Origin of the sequence: Pseudoalteromonas obscura (assembly GCF_030135505.1) — a bacterium.
GTDB lineage: Bacteria > Pseudomonadota > Gammaproteobacteria > Enterobacterales > Alteromonadaceae > Pseudoalteromonas > Pseudoalteromonas obscura.
The window spans coordinates 699,169-721,052 of record NZ_JASJUT010000003.1 but is presented as its reverse complement, the minus strand read 5'-3'; the positions used below and the strand labels follow the sequence as shown (position 1 = coordinate 721,052).

Here is a 21,884-nt window from a genome sequence, read left to right as displayed (position 1 = left end):
ACGATGATATTAAAAGCCTACGTTAGAGAAGCGTGGCGCAGTTTAATTGCTACTAAACAGCGAACACTGCTGGCGCTGATAGGGATCAGTATTGGTATTGGCGCGGTGATATCTATGGTTGCTATTGGGCAAATGGTATCAAACGAAGCGCTGCGACAATTTAGAAGCTTGGGCTCAAATTTGATCACTTTGAGTCTTTACGATATCAGTACACAACAGTTGACCTTCAGATCTACCCGAAATACGGCAGAGTTACATCAAAGATTGAGCTGCGTTGAGTTAAATGCGCCATTGAGCACACAAGGCGTGACATTGGATAGAGGGATGAACGGAACTTTGGCAAGTGTGAGTTCTGAGTTTTTTACCCTGACAAAAGCCAAGCTAGCAGCGGGCAGGCAGCTTTCTCATTTTGATGGTGCAAAGCCTTATGTCGTGATAGGCGCGCATGTTCCGGAATTGTTGGGGCTTAGCGCAACGACAAACGCGCTGATCGGTCAACGCATTAAGGTAGGGCAACACCACTTTACTGTAATTGGTGCTTTAACTGAATCACCAGATATAAGCACACTTAACCTCTCAATTAACACCAGCATTTTCACAACGCTGGATTATATTAAAAAACGCGACAAACAAGTTAGTTTTCATCATGCGCTGATAAAGGTAGGGGAAAATTTTGATATTGAAGTTTGTGAGCGGCAGATCCATCAACATTTTTACATCTTAAATGACCGCGTTCACGTCAACACGGTAACAGCCAAGCAATTACTTGAGCAAATGCGCGAACAAACAGAGCTGTTGGATATTATGCTGGCAATGATCGCAGGTATTTCTCTGTTATTAGGGGGGGTGGGGATCATGAACATCATGCTGATGTCAGTCACGGAACGAAAACAAGAGATTGGGATCCGTCGAGCGATGGGGGCGAAACAACAGGATATTCGTAGCCAGTTTTTAATTGAATCAATTTGCCTGTGTGTTATTGGCGGAGTAATGGGCGTTTTGATAGGAGTTGGGGCGAGTTATGCAGTGGCATCGTTCTATCATTGGGTGTATCTGATGCCCATTTACCCAATTGTATTGGGTTCATGTGTCTCTATATTAACCGGGATATGTTTTGGTTTTATTCCGGCAAATCACGCCGCCAAGTTGGACCCAATCGACGCCTTACAGTGCGACTAAATATCATATAGAGTATTTATGCGTTCTTATAAGTGCCTATGTGGATTAACTTTGAATTCTATGCGGGCTTCTCGATAAAATTACGTATATGTAATTCTGTTTTAATTCTAACTATTTGAAATATAAAACTTATCTTTTTTTGGCCTACTGATTGCTCTTAATAGAGTATGAAACCGGCGTGATAAAACCCGGTTCATCACATGGAGTATTTCTCTGAATGAAAGTAATTGGGCTATTGGTCCTTGCTGATAGTTTAGAGAGCAGCACATTCCATGACCGTAGTCTATAAACGGCCAGTTGGGCCAAGTGGAGATAAATAATGAAATCAAAATTAGGATTAGTAAGCATAGGAATCGCAATGTTTGCGTCAGCTTCTGCATTTGCAGGAAGTAAAACATGTAGCATTAGAGTACAGAACCTTGTTTACGATGGCGGCGGCCCTGATGGTTATGTGTGTGCTTTTGATGGTGCAGATGAAGTGTTATTTGTTCCTTATTCAAAAGGAAAGGTTGAGTTTGGCAAGGGGGTAAACTTTACCTGTAAAGGCAGCAAGTGCGCATTGAAAATCAAAAAAAGTGGCAGCAACTGTGATGGGGTCCCTACATGGACTAGAAGTATTCCTCTAGTAAAGTGTGGCGCGACTTACACCTTTACGAGCTTTGATAAAAACGGTTGGCACACCAAGTAAAGGTTGGTTTAAACCGAGCATATAAGCGTTAAAAAAGCCCAGAGTAGACACTACTCTGGGCTTTTTAATTTGTTAGCGCCGATTAAAAGCAAACCATCCAATGATGGTGAGAGTGAAGAGTAAAAAGGGGGTATTGCGCCAGTAAACAAATGGCGTAATGCCTTGAAGAGGTTGTATGGTTGCACTTAGTGTCGCAAACTTTTGTTGCGATGTTCGCTTTGTCACCACCGCATTGGGTGCAATAAAGGCGGTGATACCCGTTCTTGCAGCGCGTGCTACCCAGCGACCAGTTTCTATTGCACGCATTCGAGCGATCTGAAGGTGCTGTTCGGGCTGAGCAGTTCCATCGAACATACCATCATTGGTAAGCGTTATCAGGAAATGAGCCCCAGGCAACGCCTCTGCGACTTCGGAACCAAAGGCGGCTTCGTAGCAAATAGACACCCCGGCCAAATACTCAGAGGCTGGCAATAGTGGGGTGGGTGTGCGCGAGGGGTTGAAGGTGTCCTCATGGACATTCAGCAATTGCCAAAGCGGTGCGAGAGATTGGCGCAGTGGAATGGTTTCACCAAAGGGCACCAAATGACGTTTATCGTAAATCGCTTTGTCGGTGGCATTGATCGCCAGAACACTATTATATGTGAGGTTATTTAGGTGATCGCGAAAGTTCATTCCCATTAAAATAGACTTGTCTTGGGAAGCTGTGATGGTTTCAAGCTGTGCGATAAAATCACTGTATTGGGCAGTGCTAGTGGCAAAAGGTAAAATTGTATTATTTAGACTAAATGAGACTGTTTGCCATATATGTTTATTTAACTCAGTTGTATGCGAAGGTTGCGGTGTTACTGCATGCATTGAAAATTCGGTTTCCGGCCAAACAACGAGTTGGTGTTTACTTAGCAGCTGCCGATTTAACTCAACTGCGCGTTGCCACTTGTCCTTGTTCGATAAGGCGCTGTAAATCTGGTTTGGTTGCACAAGCGCAATTTGGATTGGGTTGCCAATCTCTTTAGTCCAAGAAATGGTCTGTAAGAACATGCCTGATGTCCAAGCAATGATAGTTATGCTCATTGCGATGAGTCTATAGCGTGTATAAAACAGCGCAACCTTTATCAGCGCTGCACTCATTGCTACCAAATAAGCTACGCCATTGACTCCAAATACGCTTGCCCAGCCAATCAAAGGCATATCAAGCTGTGAATAGCCAATGTTGAACCATGGGTAACCGCTGAGAAACCATTCTCGTGACCACTCTGCAAGCCACCATAGGCTTGGAAAAAGCAAACACGCTCGGGAAAGCAAAGAGCGCGCCCTGAGCAATACATATATTGCGCCCGCAGCGCCCATACACAAGCTTACAACAGCAATAATTAAAACCGTGAAAAGAACAGCCAAGGGCATTGGCATATCAGCGAGTTGGTTAGGCGACAAATATAACCAAGTTCCGGCAGTGGACAGCAAAGTTACGGTATATAAACAGCCAGTTATAAAAGCCTTTGTGATTGAAACTCGCTCCCAAAGCCAGAAGCAAATTACCGGGCCATAAAAAGCTAAATAAGACAGGTCGTATGGAGCGAAAGAGAGCGCACTGATACAGCCGGATGAGCCAGCCAACAAATACACTTGGCTTTTGACGAGGCGCGTGCGACATACTGAAGATGGGAAAAATTGCAAAGCGAACATATACTGAATTAAAAGTTAAAACATTCCTGTATTACCTATGAGCAAGTAGTAAGCCACATATAAGTCTTTGAATTTCATATGCTCTATGCGTGATTATATAAATCTATGCGTATTTTTACCTATATATCTTGTTTATGCGTAATTTGCGAAAATTTACGTATAACTTATAATAAAGTAATTATGGTAAGTAATAATTAATTCCTTTTTGGTTGGGGAGTTTATGGTTGTTCAACAGTTTTTAGATGAAATGCGGCGACTACTAAAGATCAGGCAGCAGGAGCCTGAATTATGGGTAGATTGTTGTCGTGAAACAGCCGTTAAAGCGCCAACGAATATACTAATGGGGATGTTGGCAAACGTATTAATGCTTTTGGCTGCAATTGATGCTGATGCGCCTGAAGGCTTAGTTACTCTATTAATTGTAATTATTTCTTTGTCACTGTTTCGTATTAGCAGCCTATATTTAATTAAACCGGATTTGGACGAAGATGACGTTGTACGCGGGTTGGAAAGTCGATACTTTGTTGGCGTGTTGGTACTTGGGTGTTTAACTGGTATAGGTATTCTGACACTGATCCCATACCAACCACCTCTATACAATGTTTTATCTTGTAGCGCCGTGATCGGGATAAGCGGAATTGTCGGGGTAACATTTAGCACCAGTTTTAGAACGGTATTGTCGTATTGCTTGCCAACGACTCTGGCCGTATTTATTAAATTTATCATTATTGGTGGCTGGATTTACTACACCATGGCGCTGTTCACTTTGATCCTGACAGTGAATATTTTGTACACATCAGTGATTGTTTCTCGGCGGCTGCTGAATGAGTTTCGCCTTCGTCATGCACTACAAAAAGAAATTGCTGAGCGTAAAAAAGCAGAACAAAACTTGATCCAAGCTAAAGAGCAAGCAGAAGCGGCAGATAGGTCAAAAAGTGATTTTTTGGCGATGATGAGTCACGAAATGCGAACGCCTCTAAATGCTATCATCGGCAGTGCAGAGCTTGCGCAAATGTCAAAACAATCGGATGCTCATCCTCATCAACATTTATTTGAGCGGATCGGGACGGCGTCCAACAGCTTGCTTGGGATAATTAACGATGTGTTAGACCATTCGAAAATAGCGGCAGGTAAAATGCCGCTAGAAAAGGTGCCTTTTAATCTACCTGAACTGGTTAGCAAAGTGGCACAGATGTTTCAGCCACAGCAACTTCAAAAGCCCATTCGATTTGACGTGATCCAGCCTCAATACCAGCAAGCACACTTTATGGGGGACGCCCTACGCCTTGAACAAGTACTGACAAATTTACTTTCAAATGCTTTTAAGTTCACCGAAACTGGACAAGTTATTTTAGAAGTGACCCAACAGCGAGTGGACGCGCAGGTAAACCATGAGTTTAAGGTAAGTGATACCGGCATTGGCATTGCGCCACAAAATCAAGCCCAGTTGTTTGAAGCTTTTACTCAGGCAGACTTGTCGACTACCCGTCAATATGGAGGAACGGGGCTTGGTTTAACTATAAGCCAAGATTTGGTGCGTTCCATGGGGGGAGAAATCATACTGAAAAGCGAACCGAATAAAGGCAGTACTTTTAGTTTTGAACTGGCTTTTGAACCATATAACTCACCGATTGAAGACGGCGTTACCGCTGAAGTATCAGATTGTTTTAAAGGCTTTAAGGGAGCCCAGATCCTGATCGTTGAGGACAATCCTGTTAATCAACAAGTATTACGTGAATTACTTGATATGTGGCATGTTGCTGCATCGGTGGTATCAAGAGGTCGCGATGCGTTAGTTTATCTTGAAAGCCGCAGTGTTGATTTGGTGTTGATGGATATTCAAATGCCAGATATGGATGGATTACAAACCACAGATAAAATTCGCAATCAACTGAACCTTAAAGACTTACCTATTATTGCCATGACAGCTCATGCCTATGAAAGTGACAGACAAAAATCCATCAGTGCGGGTTTGAATGCGCATTTGACCAAGCCCATAGAGCCAAACACCCTATATGAGACACTCGCGCAGTGGTTGTTGGAAAGTGAAGATGAAATGCAAACAGTCTGCACAGAAATAGCTAGCGCTTCATTTAAACACCTGAATATTCAAAAGGGGCTTCGTCAAGCTGGTGGCAATATGCAGAGTTATATTAGGGTACTGAATAGCTTTTTACGTTCTCAGCCAGATTTGATTAATCGTTTAGATACGGATGACAGCAAGGCTGTTATAGCAAGTAAATTACATGGGCTTAGGGGGTCGCTTGGTACGATAGCGGCAACTCAAACTGAGCGACAAATTGTGCAATTAGAGGCTGAATTATCAAGCATTAACGAGCAAGAGCTGGGTACCCACTTAAGCGACATCAAATCTAGCTTAAAGCACTTGATAATAGACATAGAGACATATATTCAGCTTAATGAGAAAGTGGTTGTACCTGAAGTTACATCAATCAAGCCATCAACAATCACACTGACTAATTTAATAAATAAGCTAGAAATGCAGCAATTTGATGCCACTTTTGAGTTCGACAATATCAAACATGAACTGGCCACAATCTCCCCCAAATTAACCGCAGAATTAGACAAAGCGTTAACTGAGTTTGACTTTAAACTTGCTTTGCAACTGGCGTTGAAAATTAAGCAAGAGGTAAAAGAATAGTGCACGATAACAAACACGATAGACGCCAAAGAATACTGATAATTGATGATAACCCAACCAATATAACTGCGGTTGGTATGAGTTTATCTAGAGACTATGAGATTATAGTTGCAACCAGTGGTGTGCAGGCTTTTGATACCATTAATAAGCAACTACCAGATTTAATATTATTAGATGTGGTGATGCCGGGTATGGACGGTTTACAAATATGCAAGCGAATTAAAGCTGACGAAAAAAGTGCGCAGATCCCAGTGATATTCATTACCGCCCATGACGATGAAGAAAAAGTAGTAGACTGCTTTTCTGTGGGGGCTGTAGATTATATCCGTAAGCCACTGTGTGAGGTTGAGCTAGTTGCTCGGATCTCCACACACTTGACGCTACAGCGACAAATAGATGAGCTTGCCAAGCAAAACCAAGCTTTGGAAAAGCTGGCACAAGAGCTAAAAACAGAAAGCGCAGAGCGAAAAAAAGCAGATGCAAAAGTGAATACCTTGGTTCGCCATGAAGCACAAAAGTGGGACGGTTCAAACCTCATTGGCCGAAGTCCTGCGATGTTGGCATTGCACGATGACATAAACCGATTGCAACAAATAGACAAAACCAGTGTGTTAGTACTGGGTGAGTCGGGATCGGGTAAAGAGTTGGTTGCAAGGGCCATACATTTTGGTGGTCCAAGATCAAAAAAGCCATTTATAGCAGTAAATTGCTCAGCAATACCAAGGGAGCTTGCGGATGCGACGTTTTTTGGCAATGTTAAAGGCGCTTTTACTGGGGCTGTGAGTGATAGAAAAGGGCATTTTGTCGAAGCTGATGGTGGCACTCTGTTTCTCGATGAAATTGGCGATATGCCCTTGGAGTTGCAAGCTAAATTGTTGAGGGTGCTTGAAGACGGGGTTGTGACCCCCGTTGGAGGAAACCAATCTAAAAAAGTCGATGTGAGGGTGGTCTGCGCAACCAATGTCAATATTCATCAAAAGGTATCGCAACAACAGTTTCGACAGGATTTATACTTTCGCCTAGCGAGTTATGTTGTCAATGTACCTGCACTGCGTGACCGTCAAGAAGACATTGCTTTGCTAGTTACACATTTTATTCAATTGTTCTCACAGGAAATGGGCCAAGCACCTGTTTCCATCAATGACGAGGCAATGCAGATACTTACTGCACACCATTTTCCAGGCAATGTTCGAGAGCTTAAAAACCTGATTGAGTTTGCACTTATTCGCAGTAACCAACAAATCATTACGCCAGCTCAACTACAAATTATGCAGTTTCAAGACGCTGAGGTGAATTTGCAACAAAGCGGCAAAACTTTGGAGCATACGCCGTCGTTTGTTACGCGTAGAAAAGACGAAGACGTGATTTTAGCGTATTTAAATTCACATGACCAAATCACCAACATGGAATGCCAAAAGTTGATAGATGTGAACCATGACCGCGCATCATATTTGTTAAGAAAACTACATAAAGAAGGAAAAATAAGCAAACAGGGACAAAGACGTTGGAGTTACTATTGCCTTTCGAATCACCCTGAAACATGATAGTTTACGCCCTTTTATGGGTACAAATATATTGATAGCAAAGGCTGAACAATGAAAATAGCCAAGCAACAGCGATAGAGGATATGATGGACCACAGTAAGGTAGAGCGAGGATGGGAACCGTCACATGTTGGTAAAGTGGCCGAATTGTACGAAGTGGCGTTTGGTGCAAAGTTTGCTAAAGCAATTAATTGCCAACAGAGCAGAGTACTCGTTTTATCTAAAAGCTTCGTACCTTCTTTTTCGTACGTTGTTAAGGTGAATGATAGAATTGCGGGAATTGCCGGGTTTCATACTAACGAAGGCTCGTTGACAGGTGGGCTGAGCTTTGCTGGGCTAATTGAGCTTTTAGGGGTTATCAAAGGAGTGAGAGCCGCACTAATATTCAGCCTCCTTGAGAGGCAGGTCAAAAAAAATGAGCTGCTTATGGACGGAATTGCTGTAGACGAGCAGTTTAGGGGCGGTGGCTACGGTTCCCGACTTTTGGATGCGATCATTGAACATGCAAAAAATAATGGCTATCAATCGGTGCGTCTCGACGTAATAGACGGTAACACGAGAGCGAAAAAGCTATATGAATCTAAAGGGTTTGTTGCGACGCAAACCGAGCATTATCCTTACCTAAAATGGTTGCTTGGCTTTTCTGGCTCAACGACCATGGTTTACCACTTCGAAAATGATGAACGCTGATATAACTGTGCTTTGTTCTTAACGACGAACTCATAGATGAGCAAGTTTTGAAACCGAAAAACTGCATGATTTTCGGTCAGCGTATTTTTGTTTCTGCTTTTATAATCTACCTTTGCCATTGCAAATAAATACTGGCATACCTGCGCCAGTTGGGTAATAGCAATGCGTATAAGTAATTCTTACACCAGGATACTGGCTCTTAAAATCATTGATAAATAAACGGCGTGCTTCACTTTGGCTTACATAAGTATAGGCATTGCTATACCTAACTTCACTGTATGCTGTTGTTGCTAGAGATGTGAAAAGCGATGCAGTTGCAAGCGCAGTGGTTAGGGCTAATGTTAATTTAGATCGCATGTTTAACTCCTTTTGTTTGAAAAATATACAGTATTTCTTCTGTTCTAATAATTCAAATGAATTTTATAAATGTTCATTTAATTAGTTTACTTTTTTCATGAGTTAAATGAATGCAAAGCTTAGTCCGATTTTCCCGCTGTGGCAGCTATACCAATAGCAATAAAAATTAACCTTCTATCTATAGCGCTTTTAATAAATAAATTTAATTTAAATTTAACAATAGTGAGCGTCATTAATTATCCTTTTTTTGGTATTAGTCATGGTGGGAATGCGCATTATTCTGACTAAAAGTAATAGAATTCAAATATTTTTTTATCTAAAAAAGGTAAAAATGAAAGCAAAGTGTAAAAATTGTGTGTTACCTTATTTGTGTTGCGCAACATATAGACAATTTAAACCTAAAAAAATATATGAGGATAACCATGAAATTTAAATACGCTGCATTGTTAGGCGTTATCTCTGCTATCACATTGTCACCTGCTGCCAATGCCTATTTATATAAAGATCCGGGCTATGTAGAGCGAAATGTTCGCTCAATTCAAAAAAATAATGTGATTGGGCAGTCACACCAGTATCGCGATCAGCAAGGTTGGATGTATGTAGATCAGGTGAGCAATGGCGCAACACAAGGGGTGTATCAGGCTGGCAACTGGGTGAAATTACATAATCGCAATTTCAAAATGTCTATTGGTGAGCTTGAGTTTTCATTCAATCCAAGCAAGCTCGACTGTACGCAAGGGATGAGCTTCAATTTCACAGTTGGAGATGACACAGTCGCGAGTTTTAAACCAAATTGTGATGATCTATTGAATGCGTCAATCACTTACCCAGTTGAGTACTACTTTGATCTTATTCCTGAGCCAATTAAGCCAAAAGTTGAATTGCCGCTTGATCCTTTAGGACTGCTAAAAGTGGGCGTTAAATTTGGTGTAGGTGTAGAAGCAGGTGCTGAATTTACAGTAGGTGGTGTGATTGGAGGTCATGGCAATGAAGAGCCGTTTGAGGTGGATGGTGTAAGACGCCCTGATTATGTGTATGCCTCAGTTGAACCTTATGTTGGTGGCTTGGTGTCTAGCTCAGCCTATGGTTCATTTGGCCATGGTATCTCGGAAGCGGGTGTTAAAGGTAAATTAAACCTGTTGAAAGTAAAAGGAAAAGGCTACGTAGAGGCGGGTATACGCCGTGTTGTTCAAGATGAGCAAGTTGTAGAGCAGGGCTTCTTGGAGCTGAAGATCAGCACTAAGTTGACTGGTGGTGATGGCAAAATCCAAGCTTACTGCAAAAAGCTGTGGGGTTTGTTGCAATTCAATGTCGACGTGATGAAGTGGGATCCACTTTATACACGTGAAACCGTGCTATACGAATACGCAAGCCCAGTTTGGGAAAATCTATAAAATGCTATAGGTGGTGGCTTTGCCACCACTTTTTGAGAAGATTCCATGAAAAAAATAACTTTAATGTGCGTTGTTGCTGTTTTGTTGGTCGGATTCATCTTTCTTAATGTCTCTGGAGATAAAAAAGAGGTCAGCGCCCAGCAGCAGACAACCGCCACAGCAAATCAGCGCGACAAAATATCAGCAAATGCATACTTTTTTGCGTATCAGGTAGATATACACTCGGCAGTGCTGACAGATCAGGGCAGTGCGATGACTTTCTCGGAATTCAGCTGGCAAATGAATTTCCAACCCCATGCTTCGGCATCAACCAAGTCGGCTGCGATGCTCAGCAATATTCAGTTTGTTGCAGACAATAAAGTACAGGCAATGCCTGAACAGTTGCCATTTTTGGTGAAGTATAAGAATCATCAGTTTTCTGAGTTAGATATGTTGGGCCTGAGCAGCCAGCATCCGTTATCCGTGCTGTCAAAAGTGTTGGATTTAATGAGTTATTCTTTAGACAAGCCTTTGACATTTGAGGATGCGCTGGGTGTAAAAACATTTCAGTATGTGCAGCGTCAAAATATGATAGAACGCTCAATTACAGAGCAGAAAAAAAGTGCTGATAACGAAGAGCTAGAGCAGTGGCTGATCACATTAGATGGCGATAAACCGGAGAGTATACTGGCACTGGATTATAGCAACAAACAAATTTGGCGACGCGATGGTCAGCAATACCAAGTGGTGCAATCTGTTACGGTGAAACCGATTAAACATACACCCTTTGAACCAACAGATTGGTTAGCTTCTCACAACCAACATGTTTTGCCACCAACAGCTCAGGTGCAGGAGGTGGTAATAGTGACCAACGAAAACTTTTTAGAGCATATCCAGTCACTTAGAACTAATTTAGATCCCATGTTAGCAAAAGAAATTGGCTTATTTATGCTAGAAAACTTTGATCAAAGTGCGCTTAAAAGGCTTTTTCAAGAACATGAGGGAGCAACGTCTGCGTTCATTTATGCACTACAAAAAGCACAGACAATGCAAGCAGAGCAGATGTTGTCAGATCTGTTAATTGATAGTGATTTAAGCCAGCAAGTACAGCAAAAACTAGTGATGGCGTTGGGGCGTTTTGAAAATGCGTCAGAGGTTGGTTTCGCCAGTTTACGGCATGTTGTAGAGCAATCATCAACGCCAGCTTTATCTGATATGGCATTGTTAAGTATCGGTACTATGAGTAAATTCTCTCCTGATCAATCACGACAAGTCGCGAATTATTTGACCGATCAGTTAGCAAATCCACAACAATTGTCAACGGCAGTTTTGGCAATGGCAAATAGCAAAAACCCGCAGTTAATTGCAAAATTGCCAGTATATTTACAACATTCAGATATGCAAGTGAGAAAAAGCGCAATCAAATCTTTGGCGCGGATGGCAGACTACCAAGATCAAGTCGTATCGAGTTTAGTTGCATCACCACAAGTAGGTGCAATTGATGCATTTTCTCGAGTATACCAACAGGCAAACTACAAGCTGTCGACGCATAATTTAGATAGGCTTGAACACCTTTATCAATCACAATCAAATCCGGTAGTAAAAAAGCGTCTTAATTCAATTGTGAATATGTAGTTGTTTTTACGCCGTTTAGCTAATTTACATGTGGGTCTCTATTTTGGTTACAAAGAGGCTCACTATTTAGTTTGAGGTTATAATTCAGTGCACATACGCTGTGTGTCACCTGCGTAATTACAGTAATTAGGATATGCTTTGAGCTCTTTGGTCGCCGCTGCGACAATGCAAGTTTGTCGTCATTTAGATTTTTGTTCAGTTTGATTTTCATAAGTATTTTCCTTAGAAGTTAGTATTTACTTGTTATCACTCCCAAAACTAAAGTCAGTTTATGGGCGAGATCGCGCAATAATAATTTGGCTGCTTTATGACATTCAAGGTGATAGTGATGCCATGTGTATGGATCGTGTTTTATTGCATCGATCCAAGATAGGGGGCGTCAGTGACATGATTTTTGCAAAATGCTTAAAGAATACGCTTGAATTTAACTTTGATATAACATAAATTTCAAAAGTCTTTTATTAAAAAAGCACAATAATTACAATTAAAGGATTTTAAATTTATGACATCATGTAAAGTAATCAAAACCATACTCCCTGTATGCGCACTTGTACTCGCTTCAAACGTGCAGGCCAGCTCACCTGAAAGCGCTGTGCAAAAAACAGATATAGCGCATGCTGTGTCTTATCAAGCTAATTTAGGTTTGCACAGTATGTCTCGCGCAGACAGTAATGAATTTGAACACATCATCCACCATCCAAACGCCAACTTTATTAAAATCAATTTTACCAAGTTTGCTTTACCAAAAGGCGCTTACCTAGAAGTGAGTGATCTTAAAGGTGGTGAGGTTTATCGTTATGACCATAATGACAGCGATGTCTCTTCTTCAATGTCTGTATCAGCTGATGCTGTTAAGCTTAAATTAGTAATTACTGACAAAAGTGCGTGGAACAATGAGCACGGTATTGAAATAGCAGACTTTTTTGCCGGTTACTCGGATACAGAGCTCGCTGCAAATGAAATCATGTCAGAGATGGATATTGTACAACCGAACTCGACTTGCGGTATTAATGAGCGCAGGGATGTGGCGTGTTGGCAGAGTTCTCACCCAGTAGAATATGAGCGCAGTCGTCCTGTGGCGCGTCTTCTGATTGGTGGCCGCAGTTTGTGTACTGCTTGGCGTGTAGGCGCGAGCAACCACATGTTCACAAATAACCACTGTTTCGACTCTGCGGCAGATGCAAAAAACGTAGAAGTATGGTTTAACTATCAGCGTTCAGCTTGCGGCACAGGTGATACAAACGGCACTGTTAAAGTAATGGGTGATCAGCTACTCGCGACTGACTATAAGTTAGACTATACACTTTTTACTGTAAAAGATTTCGATAAAATTCAGCAGTTTGGCCACTTTGGTTTGGATGTTACTTCTCAGTTGAAAGGACAGCGCATTTTTATCCCTCAACACGGCAGTGGTAACCCTAAAGAGTTAGCGATTGAGAGTGATCAAAATGCTGGTGGTTACTGCCAAATTGATCAAACTGTGACAGCAGGTCGTGGTTCAGATACAGATATGGGCTATAAATGTGACACCATTGGCGGCTCATCTGGTTCTCCTGTTGTGTCAGCAGAACATAACAATGTTATTGCATTGCACCACTATGGCAACAGTACTCAATGCACAAGCAAACTAAATCGCGGTACTCGAATTGAATTGATCTGGCCTGAAGTTGCATCACACTTCGGTGGCGTAGTGCCTAAAGGCGACAATGGCCCAGTTGATAATACACCGCCAGTTGCAAACTTCTCTTTCACCAAAAATGCGTTATCTGTCACCTTTACTGATACGTCATTTGATGACAAAGGTGTGGTGAGCTACGACTGGCAGTTTGGAGATGGCACATCGAGTCAGGCTCAAAACCCGGTACATACCTACGGTGCAGCTAATACCTATACGGTTACTTTGACGGTCACTGATGCAGAAGGTGCACAATCTACTAAGTCTGAGCAGATCTCAGTTTCAGTAGGTGGCGGTTGCACAGTTGATGCATGGCAAAGCAGCAAGACTTATTTAAAAGGCGATCAGGCATCGCAAAATGGCAGCATTTATGAAGCGCAGTGGTGGACACAAGGTGCTTCGCCAGCTGACAATTCAGGAAAATGGGAAGTTTGGCAGTGGGTTAGAGACTGTAAATAGGCTTGTTTATGATTTCTTGGTAGATAAAATGCTCATTGCATAGCAATGAGCATTTTTGTTGTCTGAGTGTGGGATTATGACTTTTAAACCGAAATGAAGTGCTCAATGGGTAATGTGATTTCTGTTCTCAGTAAATGTCGGTTTTTTTTGGCATTTTGCAGCGATGCGCCATTGCCACCGTATATGTAGCCGCAAAAAAAGTCATACTTTTGCTTTAATCTATTTACAGTTGCGGCTTGAATTTTAACAGCCAACCCTTGGCCTCGAAAAGCTTTAGCAATAATAAAGTCACTGACTAAAACGCCGTTATACCCAAGTTCAGTGCAAGGCTCTAACATAATGATGCCAATTTTTTGTGCTGGTTGGTGATGTGATTCTGCGACAAAAAGAAGTTGGCGTTTCAATGCCTCTTCAAAGGTTTCTTTATCTTCGATTTCGACACGCTCCTTCAGCTCAGATGTTTCTTTGTGGAAGAGATCATATTCTGTTTTATACCAGTGCCAGTCTGTTTCCATATCTAGTGGACGCAGCGTTACATCATCCGCTGCTGCCAAGGGCATATGATCAATTTCAGCACCCCAAAAACAATCTTCTAAATGCGCACCACTTAACGATAACAGGCTATCAAAGTGCTGGCTGTTGGGTTTGGACCAAACAGACAATAACTCTGGTTGACACCAGGTGAAAAACGCCAGTATCTCGGGTAAATAAATTTTTAAGTCGGCATATTCTGTTCGAGATTCACCAATTATTTCAATAATGGTTTGGTCAATGTGGTTGCGGTATATACTGGCTAACCAAATCTCCCCACTGGGCAAATACACGATTTGATCGTGCAGCTGTTCATCGGGGACACTGTCAGGAATTTGTCTACGGGAGCGAACTTCATCAAAACCGTCTTGATAATCATCACTTCGAGCTCGGATATCTTCGCGCTCAGCAGTCATGGCAAGAGCCGAGTTTAATTTGCGTAGTGGCGAGGTGTCATAGGTATTAATCAACCCTTTGGTAATTCGCTCAAGCTCTTGATGGGTCGCCTTGTTTAATGACTTAAAGGTGAGTTTTTTATCCATATTAAAAATTCAGCCGGGAAATAGGCTGTACTCCATTTTAAATTTCAACACTATCTATATGGGTCGAGTGTACAGCTTTTCAATTGTATGTTCCCAATAAGTTTACATTGAACAGTTTTTCTACAACCAGCTAAACTTACTCGAATGATGTCGTTGCACCAAGTGCGCTGCGTTTCAAAATACGTATCGTGATGGTGCCACAGATATGGAACATAGGTTTTGACTATACGCGAACTAACCTTGAAGCATAGAATGTTTATATTTTGTATTGCTTTACTTGTTTTTAGCAGTATCTGTATGGCGTCTACTGCGTTAAAAAATCAACATTTGATCAGCAAAATAGAGAGCAGCAGTGGTTCAGACAAGGTGGAATTGATAATCGACTATGTGTCCAAAAACTTTCACTATAAAACCAAAGATGCCATTAAATACGCCGAAAAAGGACGTGCATTGCTAAGTTCAGTGCCAAATAGTGATCAGTCGGCTAGATTACTCAGCTACTTTTCTCGGGCGTATATTTCCTATGGTGATTTGGCGCAAGCTCATGTTCTAGCACTTGAAGCACAAGGCTATGCAAAACGCAGTGGTATCAAGGAAAATGAACTCAGGGTGCAGCTGGTGCTTGCAGATATTGCGATCAGGCAGCGAAAGTATGATCTCGCAAATGCACGGTTGATAGATATTATCGAGCAAGCGACTAATGATAAATACGAGCGCTTTTTAGCCAACGCAAAAAGGCTTTTAGGACGTTTATACAGTAAAACTCAAGACTACGAGGCTGCACTTGGTAGTTATTTACAAAGCTTAAGTTTATATCGCAAGTTGAACAAACCTGTTTACATCGCTTCAAGCCATCAAAGTCTCGCCTCGATTTACCGAAAAATGAATTTATATGAAAAGGTCTTGTTTCATCAAAATAGAGCTATTCAGATATCACTCACGTTAGATAACCCCAATCAACAAGCCGTTTTTTATAGCAATATGGGTACATATTTAGATGAAGTCGGTAAGTTTGATAGAGCCATTGAAATGCACTTGAAGTCTCTGTCTATCAAGTCTCAGCTTGGATATAAAATGGGCATGATCCATAGTCTCAACCGGTTGGGTAGTGTGTATCGAGAAGCGGGCGACTATGAAAACTCAGAAGATGTACTAAAACAAGCAATAGCCCTCAAAGCTGAAGTTAACCGCCCTGATCCGAATATTTCAACTTTTCTCGACCTAGGGCGTTTATACATTGAAACTGGCCAGTTGGTTATGGCCGAAGACTATCTGAATAAAAGTATTCCGTTGTATCACGGTTCTCCTTGGGAAGATAGGCTTGCTGAAATCCATCAAGCTTTAGGCCAGCTTTACCTTAAACAAAATGAACCCGAAAAAGCCATTGATGCGTATATGGTTGCAATTAAAATCGCGCGGGAGCATCAAAGGGACGCATTACTAATGGATTGCCAGCTTGAAGTTGCAGATATATTCAAAGCACAGGGCGAATTTCAACAAGCATTGTCTTATATGCAAGCTTATTTGGCACTTCAAAATTCTTGGAATGAAAAAAATAGCCAATATCGGATCAGCGCCTTGGCAATCGAGTTTGGTGTTGATGAAAAAGAGCGGGAAATTGCCAGTCTAGTGCAACAAAATCGGATAAAAGATCTTGAAATAGATAAGCAATCTGTACAGCAAGTGATGATATTGATCGCCATGCTATTTATATTCAGCTTTTTATCTTTTACATATTTCTGGCGCAATAAAAGCAAGCAGCTGAGCGTTGAGCAAGCTGCACTTAGACAAGTAAGCAAAGTCAAAGATCGTCTCAAGCATGCGCTTTGGGGAAGTGGAGATGAGCTGTGGGATTGGGATTTAGACACAGGCTTGATTGTCCGCGACAATAGAATGCATAACCTTTGCTTGCCCTGTGAACAGATTGGCTCAGACCTAAACGCATTAGAGTCATCAGTTCATCCAGATGACTATGCTGATTTGCATGCAAGGTTTCATTGCCATCTAGCAGGAGACAGTGAATTTTATGAAGTGAGTTATCGTGTAAAGACCAAAGGTGGCGGATGGATGTGGGTATTGGATCGCGGCAAAGTTACTGAGCGCAGCGCTGATGGAACGCCATTGCGAGTGAGTGGCACGATTAAGGATATTTCTAACATTAAAGCATCTGAATTGGCTTTAGCAGAACTAAACGCAACACTTGAGAAGCGAGTTGAAGAGCGCACCGTCAGTTTGAAGCAGTCACGGGATGAATTGGCGCAGATTTTAGATGAACTTACCTCGACACAGGCGAATTTGGTAGAAGCGCAAAAAATGGCCTCGCTTGGGCGTTTGGTTGCGGGGGTTTCACATGAATTGAATACACCACTTGGCACGACGGTGACGGCAAGTTCAATTTTATTAAAAGAGTTATACGAATTTAAAGCTAAACTTGAGAACAGCAAACTCACTCTGAGTGATACCAACGCATTTCTTGAAGTGTCGCTATCGAGTATCGAGCTAATAGACAGCAACACAGAGCGCGCAGCGCAATTGATCAAGCGATTCAAACAAGCTTCGGCACAGGAGTACGTTGGTAACGAAACGACCATAGATCTCAAAGCGTCTATTGAAGGTATTACTGCATTTCATGGTAAAGGGAGTGGTGTGGTGGTAGAAATTGACTGCCCAAAAAACCTTCAAATACAATGTGACTCGCAAGCATTGGCAAAAATCTTAGAGGATTTATATCTAAATGCATCACTGCATGGGTTTGAAGGAAATGCGGGTCATATTCTGATTACGGTAAAGTTAAAAGATGGGCATGTAAACATGTTATTTGCAGACGATGGGAGAGGCATTAAAGAGCAAGCCGTAGCGCATATGTTTGAACCTTTTTATACGACAGCCCGACATCAGGGCAAGGTCGGTCTGGGTCTATATATGGTATTTAACTTGGTGACTTATGTATTGCAGGGCTGCATTCGTTATTTACCAGGCACGCACAAGGGGGCATGTTTCGAGATCACCTTTCCGGCGGTTCAGCAGCGTACATAAATGCGATTATAAGAACGCGTTGGTGAATGAATGGTGTTAGAGTTTTATGTTTAAATATGATGTTCTGCGTACCAGAATACATGTTTTTGATATTAGAACAGTTTGAGGTTGAATATAAAAAGGAAGCCTTATTTAGCTTCCTTGGAGGGCTTTATTGTTATTATGAGCAGGACTTGGGTTTAGCGCTTAAATCAAAGCCTTTGAAAATCATCCAAAGAGGGAAAATTAACTCGTATAACCCTCCTGGGATGTACATCCAAGAGCCTGAAAAACTCACACCAAAGTAATCAAAAGCAACTTTTAGTAATAAAATCGCGTAACCTACCATACCAAGCACAGAGATGGCTCTTGGAATTAAGCGATACTGATATAAAGTGATGTTGAGTAAAAAGCCACACAAGCCTAAAGAAAACATCCCCATTAGAAAGCCAAACCAACGCTCAGATTTGAGCGCACTGCCCATCATATAAAGGTACTCGCTAGACACATCTGGATTATCGATTATTTGCTTACCCATGGCGATAAGTGTCATCAGCGTGACTGCGCCTGTAATTAAGGTTGCACCTTCTATTATGCGACCGCTGACATAGCCGATGGCGACACGCTCGCTATACTGCCTGATAGTCGGATAAATCAGAATAGACATGCCAATAACCGCTGCGCAATTTATAAATTCTAATAAGGCGGCGAATGCAAGTGATGATCTGTTTAGGGCGGCTTGCTCTAAAAAGTCTGGTTTAGTGAGCAGCTCATAGATGATGGAATCAGCATACATAAATGAGCTGGTAGAGATCAGGATAAGTAATCCGGCAAAACGTATTGCAAGTGAATTAGACATAAATAAAACCCTTTTTATTTTTTCTCGCCGGCGTGCTTTTTAAAGTTGTGCATGCCGACGGTGCGTTTATAAGATGGTTCTATTGTTGTCGTTTATCGTCAGTAAATCGTCCGAATGGGCCCGTTCGGTCTTTTTATTCGTATATTTTTTAGCGAGTTACCAACGTGGCTTGCTTCCTATATAGTGATGGTGTTAAACCTGTTGCTTTTTTAAACGCAGTATTAAAAGTCGACTTTGAATTAAAACCCACTTCATATTGAATTGTGGAGACGCGTTTATCTGTTTCTTGTAAAAGTATTTCGGCCGCTGCCACTCGATATCCATTTACGAATTGGAAGAAATTAGTTTTTAGCCTTTGCGACAAAGTTTCTGAGATATGGTTTTCACTTACGCTAATGGCTTTTGAGAGCTTGTTGAGAGACAGTTCTTCATCCATAAAGAGCTGTTGTTCACTCATAATATTTTTCAGTTCGTCTGATATTGCATCCATTTTATCTAGACTTAAAGTTGCACTTCTGGTTTGTGCAGACACGGGTTCTCCTTTATCTTCTTTAGTTAAAATAGGTTGATTGAGTGCCAATTGCGCAAAAGCGAGTAAAACGACGGCCTCAAAAAGCGGCAGAAGCTTCAACCACGGTAGCTTCCAACCAGTTAAAGTTGGAATGTAAGAGAGTGAGTAGCAAAGCCAAACAATCCCCCACAGCATCAACATGATCCTAAACCAGTCCAGTGATCTGGATTGTATTTCTGCAAAGCGCTCCATTAATTGCTGGCGATGCTTAGCATGAACTTGCAGTGCTTTGATGAAATAAAAGGCATTGAACACCATAAATACCAGCATATTTGCGACACAGGTGTACAAGGCAACTTTAAAATGCTCTGGATTACGCGTCGCGGGATCCGCCAAAGCGAGCTTTTCTGCTGATGTGAATCCGATTGCAAATGGCAGCATCACAAGTATCGCAACCACGGGCCCAATCATGGCCAGAGCGTAGCTTTTCTTGGAAATAGACAGACTTGGTGACATAGTTGCACTGGCATAAAAAAACAACGCGGGGCCGAGTAGGATACGGACTGGCATTTGCATGCCTACTAAAGCTGGGAAGTACTGATATGCTCCAGTATAAATAACGAGCTCCCCGCTAACATGTATAAGTAGCAAGAATAAAAGCGCGATGAGGTAAGTTGTTTGTGGCTGTTTGGGCTTGTTCACAGCTTGCACAAGTGCAAGTAAGATTGCGCCCCACATTCCGGAATAGATGACGGTGTCTAAAACATCCATAATTTCCCTCATACTAGATATAGTAGATTTAAACTCGCAGTATAGTATGTATGTGTAACACCCATGTAAAGATGAAGGAGTCAGGCTATTGAATTTTAATTAATAAATTTATGAGCAGAAGGTAATGACTAGATTAATCAATTTTATTGACTGATTTTAGCGGCCTTGCCAATTGTTAGCGATAATTTAAAAAGACTCAGTGGTAGATTTATTTTTTAAGGAAGTAGGGAGCTAGTTGCTAAGTTACTGTGAGCTTCATTCGCTGCAATTAGGCTTCTACCACAGCAACATCCTTTGAATATTCATGGCCATAATGATTTGGTGTTTAACTGAATTTACAGCGGTTTGGCGCATTTCTATCTACTATTGTAATGGATGTGTTATTTATCAATAGTCGAAAATTGATGATAAGCGAGCGTGTATATTGATCCCGTAATCCCTATCGTCGGTATAAATTTTTAGTCCAAAATTAAGGAGTGCCAATGCGTTGTTTATCTGCGAAAGTCAATTTAGTGGTACAAAGCTGTATAGTGCTAAGTGGTTTAGCTTCGGGCAGTGTTTGGTCAAGTACCAAAGCAGTTGAAAACAGCGTTAATGATTGGCAGCAAGCCCCCAGCTTACCCGTTGCATTTCAAGAAGTTTATCCGGCTGTATTTAAAGAGCGGATAATCACAGGAGGAGGATTTACTCCGTCCCAGTCACCGTCATTTTTTGGACTTGGGCCAACCAAAGATGTGTATATTTTGAATCCGCCAACGGGTCAATGGCAAAAAGCCCCATCGCTGCCCGAGCCGCGTCATCATTTGGGCATGGTTAGTAATCGACACTATGTCTATGGTATTGGTGGCTACTCCGGGCCTAAAAGCAACGCGTGGCAAATCAAAAAGTCTGTGTTCAGGTTGGATGGTAAATTTCAAGCTTGGCGTTCTGGGCCTACTTTACCAATCCCTCTCGCAGAATCAGTGTATGCCAACGTCGGAAAGTATATTCACGTTATTGGCGGCAAAACAATCTCTTCTGAAACAGGCAAAAATGTCGACTCAAACGCCCACTATGTTCTGGTCAACAATGCTTATTGGCGCAAAGCGAAGCCTGCTTCGATTAAACGAAATTCCGCAGCAAGTGCTGTGATTGACGACAAAATTTACGTGTTTGGTGGGCGTTCCGCGAGTGAAGGCAGCAAAAATTTAAGTCATGCGGAAGTCTATGATACAAAAATGGATACATGGACCACAATAAGCCCGCTACCGGTGGCTTCGGCGGGGCTTTCAGCCAGTGTACTTGATGGCAAAGTGATTGTGACAGGCGGAGAAGTGTTTGGTCCTAACCACCAATGGAAATTGGGAAAAGCGTTTAAACATGCTTGGCGCTATGACCCAAATACAGACAAGTGGGAGACGTTACCCGATATGCCACAGGCACGGCATGGTCATGGTTCTGTGACACTGAATAATACTCTGTATTTGATTGGCGGCGCGGCAAAAGTTGGACCGCAAAATACATTGCAAAGCACGTTATCATTGCAAGGAAATAAAGAATAGAAAAGTGATGTAAGAGAGTAACGGCTTAAGTAAAAGGTTACTCTCAATGAAATTCGTAAAAAACCGCAATATTTCCACTTAATTTCAGTACAGCTAGCTTCTTATTTAAAAGAGTAATGCGATGTCAAGGCAATGCTTTTACTTCACAAAAACTCAGTTGCGCCTGATAT

Annotated in this window: 16 protein-coding genes; 10 read left to right on the top strand and 6 right to left on the bottom strand. The window is 41.8% G+C overall.

Features of this window, described 5'->3' with window-relative positions:
• The first annotated feature begins 3 nt into the window (after nt 1–3).
• Nucleotides 4–1,179: an ABC transporter permease gene (locus QNM18_RS11180; RefSeq protein ID WP_284137248.1), complete on the top strand. Its 1,176-nt coding sequence runs from the start codon at nt 4–6 to the stop codon at nt 1,177–1,179.
• 319 nt (nt 1,180–1,498) lie between these two features.
• Nucleotides 1,499–1,867: a hypothetical protein gene (locus tag QNM18_RS11175; RefSeq protein WP_023401972.1), complete on the top strand. Its 369-nt coding sequence runs from the start codon at nt 1,499–1,501 to the stop codon at nt 1,865–1,867.
• Nucleotides 1,868–1,939: 72 nt separating this feature from the next.
• Here the strand turns inward: QNM18_RS11175 and lnt are convergent, their stop codons facing one another.
• Complete coding sequence (gene lnt, locus QNM18_RS11170) at nt 1,940–3,550, bottom strand: apolipoprotein N-acyltransferase (RefSeq protein WP_284137247.1); 1,611 nt, start codon at nt 3,548–3,550, stop codon at nt 1,940–1,942.
• A gap of 220 nt (nt 3,551–3,770) precedes the next feature.
• On the opposite strand from lnt, the gene QNM18_RS11165 reads away from it, so the two are divergent.
• The 3 genes from QNM18_RS11165 (at nt 3,771) to QNM18_RS11155 (ending at nt 8,445) form a co-directional block, all read left to right on the top strand.
• A complete protein-coding gene (locus QNM18_RS11165) occupies nt 3,771–6,212 on the top strand; it encodes a response regulator (protein ID WP_284137246.1) in 2,442 nt (813 codons plus the stop codon).
• A complete protein-coding gene (locus tag QNM18_RS11160; RefSeq protein WP_211010606.1) occupies nt 6,212–7,756 on the top strand; it encodes a sigma-54-dependent transcriptional regulator in 1,545 nt (514 codons plus the stop codon). Before QNM18_RS11165 ends, QNM18_RS11160 begins: the two co-directional genes overlap by 1 nt.
• An 83-nt stretch (nt 7,757–7,839) precedes the next feature.
• The gene (locus QNM18_RS11155; RefSeq protein WP_284137245.1) at nt 7,840–8,445 is read left to right on the top strand and encodes a GNAT family N-acetyltransferase; all 606 of its coding nucleotides are present in this window, start codon (nt 7,840–7,842) and stop codon (nt 8,443–8,445) included.
• A gap of 99 nt (nt 8,446–8,544) precedes the next feature.
• On the opposite strand, the gene QNM18_RS11150 is transcribed toward QNM18_RS11155, so the two are convergent.
• Nucleotides 8,545–8,802 carry a hypothetical protein gene (locus QNM18_RS11150; protein ID WP_211010608.1) on the bottom strand — a complete coding sequence of 86 codons (258 nt, stop codon included), beginning with the start codon at nt 8,800–8,802 and terminating at the stop codon, nt 8,545–8,547.
• Nucleotides 8,803–9,224: 422 nt separating this feature from the next.
• Here QNM18_RS11150 and QNM18_RS11145 point away from each other — a divergent pair, with 422 nt between their 5' ends.
• Nucleotides 9,225–10,196 carry a hypothetical protein gene (locus QNM18_RS11145; RefSeq protein ID WP_284137244.1) on the top strand — a complete coding sequence of 324 codons (972 nt, stop codon included), beginning with the start codon at nt 9,225–9,227 and terminating at the stop codon, nt 10,194–10,196.
• 45 nt (nt 10,197–10,241) lie between these two features.
• The gene (locus tag QNM18_RS11140; RefSeq protein ID WP_284137243.1) at nt 10,242–11,810 is read left to right on the top strand and encodes a HEAT repeat domain-containing protein; all 1,569 of its coding nucleotides are present in this window, start codon (nt 10,242–10,244) and stop codon (nt 11,808–11,810) included.
• Nucleotides 11,811–11,829: 19 nt separating this feature from the next.
• Here the strand turns inward: QNM18_RS11140 and QNM18_RS11135 are convergent, their stop codons facing one another.
• Nucleotides 11,830–12,021 (bottom strand): hypothetical protein, encoded by a 192-nt coding sequence (locus QNM18_RS11135; RefSeq protein WP_284137242.1) that lies wholly within the window; start codon nt 12,019–12,021, stop codon nt 11,830–11,832.
• Between the two features lie 291 nt (nt 12,022–12,312).
• Here QNM18_RS11135 and QNM18_RS11130 point away from each other — a divergent pair, with 291 nt between their 5' ends.
• Nucleotides 12,313–13,944 (top strand): PKD domain-containing protein, encoded by a 1,632-nt coding sequence (locus tag QNM18_RS11130; RefSeq protein ID WP_284137241.1) that lies wholly within the window; start codon nt 12,313–12,315, stop codon nt 13,942–13,944.
• A gap of 83 nt (nt 13,945–14,027) precedes the next feature.
• Here QNM18_RS11130 and QNM18_RS11125 read toward each other — a convergent pair whose 3' ends face one another.
• Nucleotides 14,028–15,017: a hypothetical protein gene (locus tag QNM18_RS11125; protein ID WP_284137240.1), complete on the bottom strand. Its 990-nt coding sequence runs from the start codon at nt 15,015–15,017 to the stop codon at nt 14,028–14,030.
• Nucleotides 15,018–15,269: 252 nt separating this feature from the next.
• On the opposite strand from QNM18_RS11125, the gene QNM18_RS11120 reads away from it, so the two are divergent.
• Nucleotides 15,270–18,053: a tetratricopeptide repeat protein gene (locus tag QNM18_RS11120; RefSeq protein WP_284137239.1), complete on the top strand. Its 2,784-nt coding sequence runs from the start codon at nt 15,270–15,272 to the stop codon at nt 18,051–18,053.
• Between the two features lie 160 nt (nt 18,054–18,213).
• Here QNM18_RS11120 and QNM18_RS11115 read toward each other — a convergent pair whose 3' ends face one another.
• Both QNM18_RS11115 and QNM18_RS11110 read right to left on the bottom strand, forming a co-directional pair.
• Entirely contained in the window at nt 18,214–18,891 is a 678-nt protein-coding gene (locus QNM18_RS11115) for a DUF4386 domain-containing protein (protein WP_211010616.1), read from the bottom strand.
• A gap of 148 nt (nt 18,892–19,039) precedes the next feature.
• Entirely contained in the window at nt 19,040–20,173 is a 1,134-nt protein-coding gene (locus QNM18_RS11110; RefSeq protein WP_284137238.1) for a helix-turn-helix domain-containing protein, read from the bottom strand.
• A 482-nt stretch (nt 20,174–20,655) separates the two neighbouring features.
• Between QNM18_RS11110 and QNM18_RS11105 the strand changes: the two genes are divergently transcribed.
• Nucleotides 20,656–21,714, top strand: a complete 1,059-nt coding sequence (locus tag QNM18_RS11105; protein ID WP_211010620.1) for a Kelch repeat-containing protein — start codon at nt 20,656–20,658, stop codon at nt 21,712–21,714.
• Nucleotides 21,715–21,884: the final 170 nt, after the last annotated feature.